The following is a 14,364-nucleotide window of genomic DNA, read 5'->3' as shown; positions in this document are numbered from 1 at the left end:
TGAAACAGGGCGTTTCTTGTCGATCTTTGAGCTTTCCTTGCCCGATCTGCCAGAAAACCACCGGCGGTCTCCTACTCCCTACCACCATGTCTTTCCTCTCCCGTGAAGCCACCGTCGCCAGCCCCGGATTCAGCCGCTGGCTCGTGCCACCTGCTGCCATCGCTGTTCACATGTGCATCGGGCAGGTGTATGGATTCAGCGTTTTCAAGAAGCCGCTCGCCAGGGCGCTGGGCATCACCGCCCCCGATGCGGGCGATTGGAGCGAAGCCGATGTCGGCGTGGCGTACTCGATCGCGCTTGCTCTGCTCGGACTGTCGGCAGCGTTTTTTGGCAAGTGGGTGGAACGTAGCGGCCCGCGCAAGACCATGCTTGCCAGCATGCTTTGTTTTTGCAGCGGTCTGGTGCTAGCCGCATTCGCTGTGCGCTGGCATCAGCTCTGGCTGCTGTATGCGGGATATGGCCTGATCGGCGGCATTGGGCTGGGGCTCGGCTACATTGCACCGGTTTCCACCTTGATGAAATGGTTCCCTGACCGCCCCGGCATGGCCACCGGCATGGCGATCATGGGTTTCGGCGGCGGCGCCCTCATCGGCGGCCCGCTGGCGGAGGAACTGATGAAGCGCTTTGCCACGGCCAGTTCCGTGGGGGCCGGTGAGGCACTGCTGGTGATGGCGGGTCTTTATGCCATCTCGATGCTGTTTGGGGCATTGATCGTGCGCGTGCCGCCTGAAGGCTGGCAACCCGCTGGCTGGGTGCCCAAGGAGCATGTTTCAAAACTGGTCACGACGGCGAACGTGGCCGTGGACACCGCCTGGAAGACACCTCAGTTTTGGATGCTCTGGGTCGTGCTCTGCATGAATGTGAGCGCTGGCATCGGCATCCTCGGACAGGCCTCACCGATGATTCAGGACATGTTCAAGGTCACGCCAGCCGCAGCGGCCGGATACGTCGGCCTGCTTTCGCTCTGCAATCTCGGCGGCCGGTTCTTCTGGTCTTCCATGTCCGACTTCATCGGGCGCAAGGGCATCTACTGCATCTACTTCATTCTCGGTGCCGCCTTGTATGCCAGCGTGCCGTGGATCCAGGGCCAGGGCAGCGTGACGCTGTTCGTCGCCGCCACCGGGCTGATCCTCACGATGTATGGCGGCGGTTTTGCCACGATCCCGGCCTACCTGCGCGATCTTTTTGGCAGCTATCAGGTCGGCGCGATCCATGGCCGGCTCATCACCGCCTGGTCCATGGCTGCGATCATCGGCCCGCAGCTCATGGACCGCCTTTCCGTGGCCAACAAAAAGATCATGCCACCGGAACAGGCCTACAACTCGATCTTTCACCTCATGGTGGGCCTGCTCGTTGTCGGTTTGATCTCCAACCTGCTGGTCCGCCCCGTCGATCCCAAGCACCACCTCGCCGAAAACGCCCAAGCCTGATTCCCGCCATGAAAGCCCTCACCCTTCTCCTCGTCTGGACCTGGATCACTGTGCCCCTCGGCTGGGGCGTGTATCAGTCCGTGCAGAAATCGTTGCCCCTGTTTGGCATCACGGCAGTTGCGAAATAGCGCGGGTATCGCTTTGTTGCACCCCACATGCTTTCGAACGTCACCTTCTTCCTCGCCCGCCGCTACCTGCGTGCGAAGCGTTCGTTTGTCTCAGTCATCACCGTCATCTCGATCCTCGGTGTCGCCGTCGGGGTGCTGATGATGATCGTGGTCAGTTCGGTCATGAAGGGTTTTGAAGGTGAGTTCCGCAAAACACTCATCGGCTCAGAGCCCCACATTCTGCTGCGCCCCCAGGGCGAAAAGCCCACTGATGCCAAGTCCGCAGCCGATGTGCTCACCAAGGTGCGCCTGCAGCCGGACGTCCTCGCCGCCAGCAGCTACATCGGCAGCGCGATGTTTGCCGAGCACGATGGCATGCAGTCTGGAATGGATGTCCTGGGCCTGCCGGAAGATGGCGCGAAGTTTTACATGGCCAAGATCGCCAGGCACAAGGACCAAGGCTCGCTCGAGCTCACTCCGGGCGGTGTGGTCTGTGCCGATTACGTGGCGGGCGGACTCAATGCCCATCCCGGAGACGCCATCAGCGTCTATGCTTCCACGAATGTCACCAGCGCGGTGAAACGCTTCCGCATCGCCTCGGACGAGCAGGACGAGACCAAGCGCCACGCCGCCTATGAGGAGATCAAACTGAATCCCAGGGAGATCAAGCTGCTGGGCACCACGCGCATGGAAACAGCCGGCACCTACGGCTACGTCACTCTGGAAACGGCGCAGCAGATCTTTGGCTTGGGTGAGAAGGTCAGTGGTGTGCTCATCGAACTGAAGCAGCCGGGCGAGGTCAAGGAGGTGATCAAACGCTTCACCGCAGCAGGAGTCATCCCCGCCACATGGAGCGCCTCACTGTGGACGGATGCTGGTGATGCACGCCTGGCCGCGATGAGCAACGAACGTGTGATGATGTGGATCGTCCTACTGATCATCGCCATCGTCGCGGCATTCTCGGTCATGAACACCACCATCACCGTCACGACCCAGAAGCGGCGCGAGATCGGCGTGCTGACTGCGCTCGGTTCGCGGCAGAGCCAGATCATTGGCATCTTTGTCTCACAGGCCGCCTTCGTCGGCATCCTCGGAACGCTGGCAGGCCTCATCCTCAGCGGACTCGTGCTGCAGTACCGTGATGAAATCCGCATGGGCATCGCGGTCCTGAGCGGTGGCAGCGCCAATGCTGACTCCGGCATGTTCCTCGCCACCATTCCAGCCCAGATCGAACCCTGGTTCATTGTGGTCACCTGCATCGGCTCCATCACATTCTGCCTCCTCGCCGCCCTGCCCCCCGCCTGGCTGGCCTCACGCGTGGATCCTGCGGTGGCGCTGCGTGACTGATCCGAATCAGTCCTCTTTTCCAACGATTTACAAGCCTCCCATGACCAGCGCCCCCCTCTTCCTCGCTCTGCGCTACCTGCGGCCCACGCGCTCGTTCATCTCGGTCATCACCGTGATCTCGATGCTTGGCGTCATGCTCGGCGTCGGCGTGCTGGTCTTTGTGATGTCCGTGTTCAGTGGCTGGCAGCGTGAGTACCGGCAGATGCTCATCGGCTTTGAGCCCCATGTCATGGTGGAGCCTTTGGGTTCGATGGAAGGCGAACCCGGCGGCCCGAAACCCATCGACTGGCGCGAGCTGCGGAAAAAACTCGCCCAGCTTCCTGAAGTCGTTTCCGCCGTGCCCGTGGCAGACAGAACAAGGGACGGCCATCTAGGCATCCTCGTCGTCGAAAACGATTCCAATCTGCAAGGAGTCAGCGTCATCGGCCTGAACGATGACCCGGACAATGCGCTGCTGCAAAAACTCAAAAAACACATCAAGACCGATGCGCTGGGGGACACCAAAACCATCAACGAAAAAGGTGAGGCCGTGTATCGACAAGGAAAATTCGATCTCAGGGACGACACCATTGTCCTCACCGACAAATTCGCGAAGGAGATCGGTGCCAAGGTGGGTGACACACTCGTCGTGCACGCCGCCGAAAGCGTGAACCAGTTCATCCAAAAGTACCGCGAGATCCCCGAAAATGAAGACAAGAAAAAGCGCGCCGCAGCTCTTGATGACGTCACCATCCTGTCCAAGGACCTCACCCTCATCGCCACGCTGCGTGAAGACACCGCCGGAAAGCGTGGCTACGTGCCGCTGCATGTCGCGCAGGAGTTTTTCAACCTCGACAGTGACATCAGCGGCATCGAGCTGGAGCTGAAGGATCCGGACAACGCCGAGCGCGTCATGACCAAGATCTACCAGTCCGGAGCGCTGCCAGAAAGCTGGGGCTACCGCACCTGGGAGCAGGAGCACGGCATGATGCTGGAGTCCGTCGAGAACCAGCGCACAATGATGTGGTTTCTGCTGCTGTTCATCATGCTCGTGGCCGCCATCTGCGTGATGAACACCACCATCACCGTCACGGTGAAAAAGCGCCGCGAGATCGGCATCCTCACCGCGCTGGGCACACGTGCGTGGCAGATCATCGCCATCTTTGTTTCGCAGGCAGGCATCGTCGCCCTCGTCGGCGTGGTGGCCGGACTCGCAGGCGGCTTCTTCGTCCTCGGCATTCGCAACTGGATCCGAGATCAAATCTCCGCCATCACCGGCCGCGACATTTTCCCGCAGGACATCTACTTCCTTTCCAGCATCCCCGCCCATACGAGCATCGGGGATCTCCTCATCATCTGCACCACGGCGGTCGCCCTCTGCCTCATGGCCGCGCTGGTTCCTTCATGGTTCGCCGCACGTGTGGACCCTGCCGTGGCGCTGCGGGATGGGGGCTAGGCTCGGCGCGGAAGATCATTCAGCTTCCGCCATTCATCAAGCCGCCGCGCCAGCGTCTCTGCCGTCACGGATTCGGTGATGCCATCAACAAGAGTTTTGGTTTTGCCGAAGATCGTCTCCGCACGCACGCGGTAGTAGAACTTGTTGCCCGCCTGCGTGTTGGAGTCATGGATGAAGCCAATGATGTGGCGCGGCTCGAAAATCTCCAGCCAGGAATAAAAGGGCCCCACACGGTTCAAGATACGCAGCTCACGTGTGTTGATCTCCAGGCGGAGGCTGTGCAGCAGTGTCCATAGGCTGCCCCCGAGAATGAGCGGCGAGGTGATGCCCCAGAAAAGCCGGAAGATCAGCGGCGCCCCCTTCGCCTGCATGAACAGGAAGCCCGCAGACCAAATCAGGCCAAACACCAGCAAAAAAAAGCCCGCATACCGATTCCTTCCTGCTGGACAGTCGATGAAGGAGGGCATGCCACCGGCATCCATCTCCATCTCAATACCCCTGGCCTTCAATCGCAGGAGAAGATCATCCGTGCTCAGCAGAGGTGACGGCTCCGGCTGCGCGAAGGCGGCTTCCTCCTCACTTTCAGCGGCTGCAGCCGCCGAAACAAACACCGGCAGAGGCAGCACCACCGGCCCGCCGCCTGTGCTGGAGCTGATTTCCAGCGTCCATACATGCTGCTCACCTTCTGTCGTAACAATGGAAGCTTCGTCCACGGCAGCACATGGCAGTCCGCGTGGAATGTCGATGCGCAGCGGCAGCGCCATGCCATCCACATCCCGCCGTGCCTCAGCAGCAGACAACGCTGAGGTGTGCTCCCAGATGGTTTCCTTCGCGGTGGCGTGGGAGTCACCGCTGTTGCGCGTGATGTGCCTCTGGCAGAGCGCACGGAGGGAAAGGGTGCTGAGCGGAGACGGCGCACGGGAAAACCGCAGCTCGCCCACGAGCGGATGTCCCGGAGAAACCGGAACCTGCTTGAGCAGCAACACTGGGCGGCCGATGGCGATCTGTGTCCTGATCCTTCTCCAGGCAAAGAGAAGTGGAATGCAGGCCAGCGCGGCGGGGATGAGCGCAAGCAGCGCCAGTGCCGATTTGATGATTTCCCCTCCAAGAATCACTGCAAGAGCCAGCGGCAGCTGCACCAGAAGAATCCAGCCAGCGACCCCGATAATAAACGGCAGGGGGTCCGGTTCTGGACAAATTTTCTCTCCCATCCACTCGGGACGCCAGCGCCACGGAGTACCCGGATGCTGTTCTCTGAGCCGCGCCATCTGCGCCGTCCGGCGCGACTGCCGCCAGCCACCGACAGAAACCAGGCAGCCTGCCAGCGGAAACGCCGTCGGGAAAATCGACATCAAAAGCAGCAAACCCCAGCGGAGATCGCGAAACAGCACGACCTGCTCCGGTTTGGACGGATTCACAAAACAGCGAAACGGCCGTTTTTTGCCCTTCACTGACTGAAGCTGCTGAAACACCTGCTGCTGAAAATCCCCCATGTTGTCGGAGCCACTGAAGAAACTCACCTGATCGCCATGGTAGCTGCGTCGGTCGAACTCATAGCGATAACTGGCCTCAGCACGGTAAGTCGTGCCACCTTTGCTGCCACGCGAGGCCTTGAGTTCCGCGGTCTCAATCCAGCACGGCACTTCCACCCAGCTGCGAGAGGACCACCATGAACTGATCGCGGGAAAATAGAGAAACACACCAACGGCCACGCCGGCCAGAATGAAGGGCAGACCAAACAGCACGGCACAGCCACCGCTGAGCTGTTTCGCGGAACGGACAGACGAGCGGTTGGAGCGTGACATGCCCTCAACATGCCACAAACCGACTGACTTCCGCAACATCCGCGTATGATGCAGGCCATGCCTCCCGCCTTTCATCCCTACGGCCCATCCCACAAGGCGGTGCTCGCCATCGCGCTGGTGCTGTTCATCGTGATGCTGCTGCTTGCCCGCACCCGCTGGGCAGAGCTCACGCAGCGGGTGCTGGGTGGCATGCTGCTGGCCTTGTATCCCGTCGGTCTGGGGGTGCATGCCCTGTACGGCTCGCTCAGTGTGTACACCGCGCTGCCATTGCAGTACTGCGACATCGCCACCCTGGCAGGCGGCATCGCGCTATGGACGCGCCGTCCGTTTTTTTGCGAGGTGGTGTATTTCTTTGGCATCGCAGGCACCCTTCAGGGACTGCTGACCCCCGCGCTGATCTATGAGTTTCCGGACCCGCGTTTCTTTTTGTTTTTCATCATGCACGCCGGCGTGCCGATCACGGCTTTCTACGTCGTCAGCGCCATGAAGGTCCGCCCGCGCCCCGGAGCCGTGCTGCGGATCATGACTTTCTCCGTGGCCTGGTATGCCGTGATCGCCGTTGTGAACTACGCCATCGGAGCCAACTACGCTTTTCAGTGCTCAAAACCCGTGCAGGCAAGCCTGTTTGACCAGCTCCATCCGTGGCCTTGGTACAATCTCGAAACCATCGGTCTCGGCGTCGTGTTTTATTCCGTACTTTACCTTCCCTTCGCCTTTCGCAAGGCCGTGCCCTGACTCCCGGCCCCAGCCGGGGATTTCGCCGCCTCCCGCACCTCTCCGAGATGTCGCTTTGCATTTCCGAATTTGCCCCCATAATCGCGGCCCTTGAAAGCCCCTCCAACCCAGCCCACGAAAATGAAAAACCCCGCATGGACCACCGACGACAGCGCCGAGCTTTATGGCATCCGCGAATGGGGGCATGAGTATTTTGACATCGCCAAGAGCGGCGAGGTCGTGGTGAAGCTGAAGGACGGCAAGAAGACCAAGGACGTCTCGCTCGCCTCCATCGTCAAAGGTTTGCGCGAGCGCGGCACCCAGCTCCCGCTGCTCATCCGTTTCGGCGATCTGCTGCGTGGACGCATCGACGAGTTGAACGAGGGCTTTGCCTCCGCGATCAAGGAAGGCAAATACCAGGGGGTCTATCGCGGCGTTTACCCCATCAAGGTGAACCAGCAGCAGGAAGTCATCGAAGAAATCACCCGCTACGGCCGCAAGTATCACTACGGCCTCGAGGCCGGCAGCAAGCCGGAGCTCATCGCCGCGCTGAGCTACATGCACGATCCGGAAGCCTACATCGTCTGCAACGGCTACAAGGACGAGGAGTTCATCGACCTCGCGCTCTACGCGCAAAAGATGGGCCTGCAGGTCATCCTGGTGCTCGAAATGCCAACGGAGCTGGACTTGATCCTAGACCGCTGTGAAAAAATGGGCGTGCGTCCGACCCTCGGCGTGCGTTTCCGCCTCAGCGCCGAAAGCGCCGGCCACTGGAGCGGCTCCGGCGGGGATGCCAGCATGTTTGGCCTGAACATTTCGCAGCTCATGCACGTCGTCGACAGCTTGCGTGAAAGAGGCATGCTCGACTGCCTGCGCATGCTGCACTACCACCAGGGCTCGCAGATCCCGAACATCCGCGCCATCCGTCAGGCGGTCACTGAAGCGTCGCGTGTTTACGTGGGCCTGGTTCAGGAAGGTGCGCGCATGGGCATCCTCGATCTGGGTGGTGGTCTTGCGATCAGCTACGACGGCCTCAAAGGTGCCAGCGAAGCCAGCAGCAACTACGGCACCAAGGAGTACTGTGCCGACATCATCGAGGCGATCACCGAAGTGACTGCCGAGGCCGGCGTGCCGCACCCGGACCTTATCACCGAATCCGGCCGCGCCATCGTGGCCTACTACTCGGTGCTGATCATCAACATCCTCGACATCAACCGTTTTGAACCGCGGAAGAGCCTGGCCGAACTGGAACTGGACAAGGATGCCCCTCCCCTGCTGCGCAATCTTTTCGAACTGCGAATGGATGCGGAAAAGAATGCCTCCAAGACCACCCGCGACCGCCTGCAGGAAATCTACAACGACGCCATCTACTACCGCGACAAGCTGCGCAGCGAGTTCAACTACGGCAAGGTCAACCTGCGCGAGCGTGCCCACGGCGAGGAGCTCTACTGGGACATCCTCACCTGGGTGCACAGCATGAAGGAAAGCTGCGACCACGACGGCCGTCAGATGGATCGTCTCGACACCATCACGACCGATTTCTACTACGGCAACTTCAGCGTGTTCCAGAGCCTGCCTGACCTTTGGGCCATCGACCAGATCTTCCCGGTCATGCCGATCCACCGCCTCAAGGAAAAGCCCACGCGCAATGCCGTGCTCTCCGACATCACCTGCGACAGCGACGGCAAGATCGACAAATTTGCCCATTCCCATGGCATCAACCCCACCATCCCGCTGCATGATCCGCAGATCGAGAAGGGCCATGAGTACATGCTCGGCATCTTCCTCGTCGGCGCGTATCAGGAAACCCTCGGCGATCTTCACAACCTCCTCGGCGACACCAATGTCGTCAGCGTCCGCGTGGAAAACGGCAAGGTGAAATACAGCCGCGAACTCGAAGGCGACAGCGTCGCGGAAGTGCTCACCTACGTCGAGTACGATCCCAAGGACATGCTCACCCGCTTCCGCAATCTGGCTGAAAGCGCCGTCGTCTCCAAGCGCATCACCGCCACCGAGCGCCGCGAGATCATGGAAAGCTTCGAGGCGGGCCTGCGCGGCTACACGTATTTCGAGAGCTGATAGCAGCTCACATAAACGTCGCCTTTCGCGAAATCGCCCTCTGCAGCAGTTCCAAATACTGCGCGCAGGGGATTTCGTGACCGCCAAACATCGCGAGATGCGGCGTGGTCCACTGCGTGTCATGCAGCAAGTAGCCGCGCTCGTGCAGGCGCCGCTGCAGGCAGGTCAGCGCCACCTTGGAGGCCTGCGGCTCGCGGCTGAACATGGATTCGCCAAAAAACGCCCCGCCGATGCTCACCCCATAGACGCCGCCACGCAGCTTGCCGTCCCGCCAGACCTCCACGCAATGCGCGAAACCAATGCGGTGAAGCTCCTCGTAGGTGTCCATGATCGCATCCGTGATCCAGGTGCTCTCACGGTCGGCGCAGCCCCGGATGACATCCCCAAACGCCGTGTTCCAGCGCACTTCGAACGGGTGCTGCTTCAGGTAGCGCTCAAACCGGCGTGGCACGTGAAACTCCGCCACCGGCAGGATGCCGCGCATCTTGGGCCGGTACCACGAGATGGAGCCATCGTCCTCCCCCATCGGGAAGGCCCCCTCGCAGTAGGCGTTCAAAAGATCCACGGGCTCGATTTGCGACATGCCGCACTCTAAAGCGATCAAACTTCATGATTCAACTCTTGAACGTGAGGCGCGAAAAGCGAACGTAGCAGCGTGAACCTCGCCAATCAGATCACCATCTTCCGCATCCTGCTGATTCCCGTCTTCATCGGGCTGGTGATCTATTATGGCGAAAGCGCCCGTGGGGAGCACCCCAATGAAGCCCTGCGCCAATGGGCTGCTGCGGTCTTCGGCATTGCCTCGATCAGTGACGCGATTGACGGCTGGATCGCCCGCCGGTTCAATCAGCGCACCCGGTTCGGGGCCATCATGGACCCGCTTGCGGACAAGCTGCTCATGCTCGCCGCCATCATCCTGCTCAGTTTTACCTCCTGGCGGCAGCATTTTCCCCTGTGGTTCCCGATTTTGGTCATCGGCCGCGACCTGCTCTCCATTGGCGGGGCCTTCCTGATCGACCACTTTGCCGGCAAATTCCAAATCCACACCCACTGGACCGGCAAAACAGCCACTTTTGCCCAGATGGCGGCCATCCTGTGGATCCTGCTCGATCTCAAGCCTGAGTGGCTCATCTGGCCCACGCTCTTTGCCGCCACTTTTACCGCCCTGTCGGGTTTTCTCAATCTGGCCGATGGTGTCAAGCAGTTGCAAGCCGCTGGACATGATTGACTCGGGGGGCTCACCGTGCTCTCTGAACAATGCTCAAAACCGTTGCCATCGTCGGACGCCCCAATGTGGGCAAGTCCGCACTCTTCAACCGCCTTGCCGGGAAAACCATCTCCATCGTCCACGACCAGGCCGGTGTGACACGGGACCGCATCACGGCGCAGTGCCGCCGGGGTCCGGCATGGTTTGAGATCATGGACACAGGCGGCATCGGTGCCAGCACCGAGGACGTGCTGACCGACCAGGTGCAGATCGAGGCATCCATCGCCCTGGACGTTGCCGACCTGCTGCTGTTCGTTGTCGATGTCGTCGATGGGATCACCACGATTGATCAAAGCCTCGCCCGCGAACTGCGCCGCACCAACAAGCCCGTCATCCTCGTCTGCAACAAGGCCGATTCCCCGAAGCGCAAGCTCAACGCCAGCGAATTCTCCAAATTCGGCTTCCCCGACACCCTTGAAGTCAGCGCCGCTCATGGCCTTGGCATCGACGAACTCGTCGCACTCATTTCCGAGCGCCTCGATTTGAAGGAGTCCAACGAAACGGAAGATGCCATTGCACATCAAAACACTCGCCCGCTTAAGCTCGCCATCGTCGGCCGGCCCAACGCTGGCAAATCCTCGCTGGTGAATGCCATTCTAGGCCAGGACCGCGCCATCGTCAGCGATGTCGCCGGCACCACCCGTGATGCGCTCGACATCAAGGCCACCTGGAACGGCAAACACTACCAGCTCATCGACACCGCCGGCATCCGCCGTCGTGGCAATCTCGACACCGTGGTCGAGATCTCCAGCGTGGATCGCAGCTTGCAGAGCATCAAGCGCGCGGATCTTTGCCTGCTCGTCATCGACTGCGCCGCCGGAGCCAAAATGCAGGACCGCAAGATCGCTCAGTTCATTCTTGAAGAGCGCAAGCCCTGCATCCTCGTCATGAACAAGTGGGATCTTTTTCATCCCGATGGCAATCAGAAGGACCGCATCGAGCATCTGGACGAGCTGATGCGCCGCGAGTTTTTCTTCCTGAACTACGCCCCTCTCGTTGCCATCTCGGCGAAGAACAAGGACCACATCGGCAAGCTCTTCGTGCAGATCGAAAAAGTACGCAGCGGCGCACAGAACCGCATTGGCACCGGCGCTTTGAACCGCCTTCTCGCCAACGCCATCGAGAACACCCCCGGCGCTCTGGGCCGCAGCACGCACAGCTTCAAGCTGCTCTACGCCACCCAGGTCAATGAGGCCGAAGGCTTCGCCATTCCCGTGCCGCACTTTGTGCTCTTCGCCAACCGCGCCTCAAAGCTCACCGACAGCTACATGCGCTATCTGGAGAAAGTCATCCGCGACGAATGGAACGCCCCCGGCGTGCCCTTCAAAATGAGCGTGCGTGGCAAAGGGCCGAAGAACGCGAAGTAAGCTTGTTGGATGCCTGCCTGCCTTTGGAATTTGGCACTCACGCCTTCCAAGGCAGGAGGATGCTAACTAGGCTGCTGCATGGCCACCATCCAGACCACCACCGTCGGCTCCTACCCTGTTCCCGAATGGCTCAGCGCGCTGCCCAGCGAGGCCGCCGTCATTGATGCCACCCGTGTGGTGTTCGATACCCAGCGCCAGGCCGGCATTGATCTACCGACGGATGGCGAACTGTATCGCTTCGATGTGAATCATCCGGACACCAACGGCATGATCGAATACTTCGTCCACAAGCTGGGCGGCATTGACAGCTGTGTGGGGCGAGCCGATGCCGCCGCGTTTCGTGCCAAACATGAGATGGCCTTCCGCAGCAAGCCAGCCGCCGTGGTGCGGGGCCCCATCACCGAAGGGGTCCTCAATCTGGCAGAGGACTGCGCCCGCGCGGGCAAAGTGGCCGGCGGCCCGTTCAAATTCACGCTGACCAGTCCGTACATGCTGGCCCGTACCCTGCTGGATACCCACTACCACGACTTTGAAGCGCTCAACATGGCCATCGCCGATGCGCTGGCCGCACAGGCCGCCGATTTGCAATGTGAATGCGTGCAAGTCGATGAGGCAAACATTCCCGGCAACCCGGCGGATGCTCCCATCGCCGCCGCAGGCATCAATCGAGTGCTGGATGCGGTGAAAGGCACGAAAGCCGTGCACTTCTGCTTCGGCAACTATGGCGGCCAGACAATTCAAAAGGGCGAGTGGGCCGCGCTCATCTCCTTCCTGAACTCCTTGCGTGCCGACCACCTCGTGCTCGAACTCGCCCATCGTCCTGCCGCCGACCTCGATGCGCTGAAGGAACTTGATCCCAAAATCGGTGTCGGCCTCGGTGTCGTGGACATCAAGGTGAACCACGTCGAAACCGCCGATGAAATCGCCCGCCGCATCGAAGCAGCGGAGAAAAAGCTAGGTTCAGGCCGGGTGAAGTTTATCCATCCCGACTGCGGCTTCTGGATGCTCAAACGCAGCATTGCCGATCGCAAGATCGAAGCGCTGGCGAAAGGACGTGACAGATTCGAAGGGCGGTGATTCACTCACCAAACCCATGAAAAGTCTATTCGTCCTCGCCATGATGATCGCGCTGGCCTCCTGTGCCAGCACGATGAACGGCCACCGTATGAAAGCGGCCCAGCGCAAGATGCTGGAAACGCGCAGGTTGCAGCAGGCTGGCGAGTGGGATGCCGCGCTGGCCATGTCAGAACGCATGCATTCGAGTGTGTCCAAGTCGATCACCAGCGCACCTCGGCAAAAGTCTTCCGGTGGAACCATGGTAGATCTGCAGCCCCTGCTTGCCGGGTGGGAAAACGGACCCTTCGCCGAACTCAAAACCACACTCAAAAAACACGACTCAAAGCGCTCCCCAGCTGCTTTTGCCTCGCTGCGCCAGCAGTGCGTGAACTGCCATACCGTGCTCGGGAAGACCAAGGTGCAGGTGAGTGCGATTCCGTAACCTCAAGCCAGCCCAAACAGTTTTTTCAACGCCGCTTCATCTGCCGTCGTCGCGAGCAGAAAGGTTTGGCTGCCATCGCTCCAACTGGCCATGTTCCAGTTTTTGCTCGTTTTGAACTGCGGCTGAAGTTGAGGCGGCAAACCGGTGAGCCCTGTGTTTTCCACCACGACCAGATGCGCCTCTTTGCCAGGCTCAATTTCAAAGCAAATGATGGATGCCTTGCGACCAGCAACTTTGATGCATTTGCAGGCCAGCACGGGCATGCTCCCCACCGTGCCAGGCAGACGCAGCGGTGTCGGAGATTGATCCGTCACGAGCATTTTTTTGATGGCTTCAAAATCTCGGGACATGTGATCCACCTTGAGCATTCCGTACTCGACTTTCGTCACGGCGGCGAGCGACTCAGCCTGCCAGCCGGGCATGCTATTGCTCACGGGCCAGAACATCGTCCAACTGAGCACGACGGCAGCGGCAGCAGCGGCCAATGCAGGCAGCACCCAGCGGATGGGACGCCTGACGGGCTTCCTGGAATTTTGCAAAATGCTCTCACGCAATCCAGCCGGCAAGGATGCAGCGAAGGCATCGGCGACCTGTTGATCAAACTCGGTGCGTTTTTTCAGCCATGCACCCAGCTCGGGATCGCTCCCGGCCATGGCACGCGCCTCAGGCGACGCGTCCTGAGGGCGGAGCGTCGTGGCATCGAGTTCGAGTCTGGCTTCTTCGCGGTTCACGAGGCGGATAAGGGGATGATGTTGGAGGGGGCGGATTCTTCAAGGCGGCGGAGAATGCTGCGCAGGCTGTCTTTGGCGCGGGAGAGGCGGGACATGACGGTGCCGATGGGAACACCCAATGTCTCGGCAATGTCTCGGTAGGATAGCTCCTTGAGGTAAAAAAGCACCAGCGGTGCGCGGTAGTTTGGCTCCAGTTCTTCGAGCGCCGTTTGCAGCGTGGCGCTGTCTACGCGTGGGTTTTCGCCATCATCATGGTGCTGCATGGCACCGTGCTGCTCGGGTTCAAATTCGACCTCCTCGTATTTTTTCTCGCGACGGGCAATGCCAAGCCACTCACGGTAGATGGTTGTGAACAACCAGGTCTTCACCCTCGAAGCATCCCGCAGCGTATGCCCTTTTTTTGCCCATTGCAGAAAGGTCTGCTGCACGAGATCCTGCGCGGTGGCCTCACGTCGGCACATGCTCAAGGCAAAGCGGTAGAGTCCCTGATAGTGGGAGTCCACGATCTGCTCAAAGCTGGGCACGGAGTCAGTCACGCGTCGAGGTATCGGGCGAGTTGCAGGCATTTCAATGCCAAAGTGACA

At 60.3% G+C, this 14,364-nt stretch carries 13 protein-coding genes; 9 read left to right on the top strand and 4 right to left on the bottom strand.

Features of this window, described 5'->3' with window-relative positions:
• The first annotated feature begins 86 nt into the window (after positions 1-86).
• The 3 genes from ACILSL_RS04935 to ACILSL_RS04925 all read left to right on the top strand — a co-directional run bounded on the left by ACILSL_RS04935 (position 87) and on the right by ACILSL_RS04925 (position 4,319).
• Positions 87-1,430 carry an OFA family MFS transporter gene (locus ACILSL_RS04935; protein ID WP_395730890.1) on the top strand — a complete coding sequence of 448 codons (1,344 nt, stop codon included), beginning with the start codon at positions 87-89 and terminating at the stop codon, positions 1,428-1,430.
• A 155-nt stretch (positions 1,431-1,585) separates the two neighbouring features.
• Complete coding sequence (locus tag ACILSL_RS04930) at positions 1,586-2,884, top strand: FtsX-like permease family protein (RefSeq protein ID WP_395730889.1); 1,299 nt, start codon at positions 1,586-1,588, stop codon at positions 2,882-2,884.
• A 40-nt stretch (positions 2,885-2,924) separates the two neighbouring features.
• Complete coding sequence (locus tag ACILSL_RS04925; RefSeq protein ID WP_395730888.1) at positions 2,925-4,319, top strand: FtsX-like permease family protein; 1,395 nt, start codon at positions 2,925-2,927, stop codon at positions 4,317-4,319.
• Here the strand turns inward: ACILSL_RS04925 and ACILSL_RS04920 are convergent.
• Positions 4,316-6,124 carry a DUF3592 domain-containing protein gene (locus ACILSL_RS04920; protein WP_395730887.1) on the bottom strand — a complete coding sequence of 603 codons (1,809 nt, stop codon included), beginning with the start codon at positions 6,122-6,124 and terminating at the stop codon, positions 4,316-4,318. The two genes, ACILSL_RS04925 and ACILSL_RS04920, sit on opposite strands and share 4 nt — an antisense overlap.
• Positions 6,125-6,181: 57 nt before the next feature.
• On the opposite strand from ACILSL_RS04920, the gene ACILSL_RS04915 reads away from it, so the two are divergent.
• Together ACILSL_RS04915 and speA are read left to right on the top strand one after the other, a co-directional pair.
• Entirely contained in the window at positions 6,182-6,859 is a 678-nt protein-coding gene (locus tag ACILSL_RS04915) for a TIGR02206 family membrane protein (protein ID WP_395730886.1), read from the top strand.
• A gap of 120 nt (positions 6,860-6,979) precedes the next feature.
• The gene (gene speA, locus ACILSL_RS04910) at positions 6,980-8,917 is read left to right on the top strand and encodes a biosynthetic arginine decarboxylase (RefSeq protein ID WP_395730885.1); all 1,938 of its coding nucleotides are present in this window, start codon (positions 6,980-6,982) and stop codon (positions 8,915-8,917) included.
• Positions 8,918-8,924: 7 nt separating this feature from the next.
• Here the strand turns inward: speA and aat are convergent, their stop codons facing one another.
• Positions 8,925-9,500 carry a leucyl/phenylalanyl-tRNA--protein transferase gene (gene aat, locus ACILSL_RS04905; RefSeq protein WP_395730884.1) on the bottom strand — a complete coding sequence of 192 codons (576 nt, stop codon included), beginning with the start codon at positions 9,498-9,500 and terminating at the stop codon, positions 8,925-8,927.
• Positions 9,501-9,572: 72 nt separating this feature from the next.
• Between aat and pgsA the strand changes: the two genes are divergently transcribed.
• The 4 genes from pgsA (at position 9,573) to ACILSL_RS04885 (ending at position 13,049) form a co-directional block, all read left to right on the top strand.
• Positions 9,573-10,145: a CDP-diacylglycerol--glycerol-3-phosphate 3-phosphatidyltransferase gene (gene pgsA / locus ACILSL_RS04900; RefSeq protein ID WP_395730883.1), complete on the top strand. Its 573-nt coding sequence runs from the start codon at positions 9,573-9,575 to the stop codon at positions 10,143-10,145.
• A gap of 29 nt (positions 10,146-10,174) precedes the next feature.
• Complete coding sequence (der, locus tag ACILSL_RS04895; protein ID WP_395730882.1) at positions 10,175-11,551, top strand: ribosome biogenesis GTPase Der; 1,377 nt, start codon at positions 10,175-10,177, stop codon at positions 11,549-11,551.
• Positions 11,552-11,629: 78 nt separating this feature from the next.
• The gene (locus ACILSL_RS04890; RefSeq protein ID WP_395730881.1) at positions 11,630-12,628 is read left to right on the top strand and encodes a cobalamin-independent methionine synthase II family protein; all 999 of its coding nucleotides are present in this window, start codon (positions 11,630-11,632) and stop codon (positions 12,626-12,628) included.
• Between the two features lie 16 nt (positions 12,629-12,644).
• Positions 12,645-13,049 carry a hypothetical protein gene (locus tag ACILSL_RS04885; RefSeq protein WP_395730880.1) on the top strand — a complete coding sequence of 135 codons (405 nt, stop codon included), beginning with the start codon at positions 12,645-12,647 and terminating at the stop codon, positions 13,047-13,049.
• Between the two features lie 2 nt (positions 13,050-13,051).
• Here the strand turns inward: ACILSL_RS04885 and ACILSL_RS04880 are convergent, their stop codons facing one another.
• Positions 13,052-13,780 (bottom strand): hypothetical protein, encoded by a 729-nt coding sequence (locus ACILSL_RS04880; protein ID WP_395730879.1) that lies wholly within the window; start codon positions 13,778-13,780, stop codon positions 13,052-13,054.
• The gene (locus tag ACILSL_RS04875) at positions 13,777-14,316 is read right to left on the bottom strand and encodes an RNA polymerase sigma factor (RefSeq protein WP_395730878.1); all 540 of its coding nucleotides are present in this window, start codon (positions 14,314-14,316) and stop codon (positions 13,777-13,779) included. Before ACILSL_RS04875 ends, ACILSL_RS04880 begins: the two co-directional genes overlap by 4 nt.
• Between the last annotated feature and the right edge of the window lie 48 nt (positions 14,317-14,364).

The organism is Prosthecobacter sp., assembly GCF_044222345.1.
Taxonomy (GTDB): Bacteria; Verrucomicrobiota; Verrucomicrobiia; order Verrucomicrobiales; family Verrucomicrobiaceae; genus Prosthecobacter.
Note: the sequence above shows the minus strand (reverse complement) of the source record. Positions and strands in the feature narration are given on the sequence as shown.

Bases quoted from the DNA above. Each gene is read 5' to 3' on its own strand.
- ACILSL_RS04935 (WP_395730890.1), top strand. From the start codon at position 87: ATGTCTTTCCTCTCCCGTGAAGCCACCGTCGCCAGCCCCGGATTCAGC.
- ACILSL_RS04930 (WP_395730889.1), top strand. From the start codon at position 1,586: ATGCTTTCGAACGTCACCTTCTTCCTCGCCCGCCGCTACCTGCGTGCG.
- ACILSL_RS04925 (WP_395730888.1), top strand. From the start codon at position 2,925: ATGACCAGCGCCCCCCTCTTCCTCGCTCTGCGCTACCTGCGGCCCACG.
- ACILSL_RS04920 (WP_395730887.1), bottom strand. From the start codon at position 6,124: ATGTCACGCTCCAACCGCTCGTCTGTCCGTTCCGCGAAACAGCTCAGC.
- ACILSL_RS04915 (WP_395730886.1), top strand. From the start codon at position 6,182: ATGCCTCCCGCCTTTCATCCCTACGGCCCATCCCACAAGGCGGTGCTC.
- speA (WP_395730885.1), top strand. From the start codon at position 6,980: ATGAAAAACCCCGCATGGACCACCGACGACAGCGCCGAGCTTTATGGC.
- aat (WP_395730884.1), bottom strand. From the start codon at position 9,500: ATGTCGCAAATCGAGCCCGTGGATCTTTTGAACGCCTACTGCGAGGGG.
- der (WP_395730882.1), top strand. From the start codon at position 10,175: ATGCTCAAAACCGTTGCCATCGTCGGACGCCCCAATGTGGGCAAGTCC.
- ACILSL_RS04890 (WP_395730881.1), top strand. From the start codon at position 11,630: ATGGCCACCATCCAGACCACCACCGTCGGCTCCTACCCTGTTCCCGAA.
- ACILSL_RS04885 (WP_395730880.1), top strand. From the start codon at position 12,645: ATGAAAAGTCTATTCGTCCTCGCCATGATGATCGCGCTGGCCTCCTGT.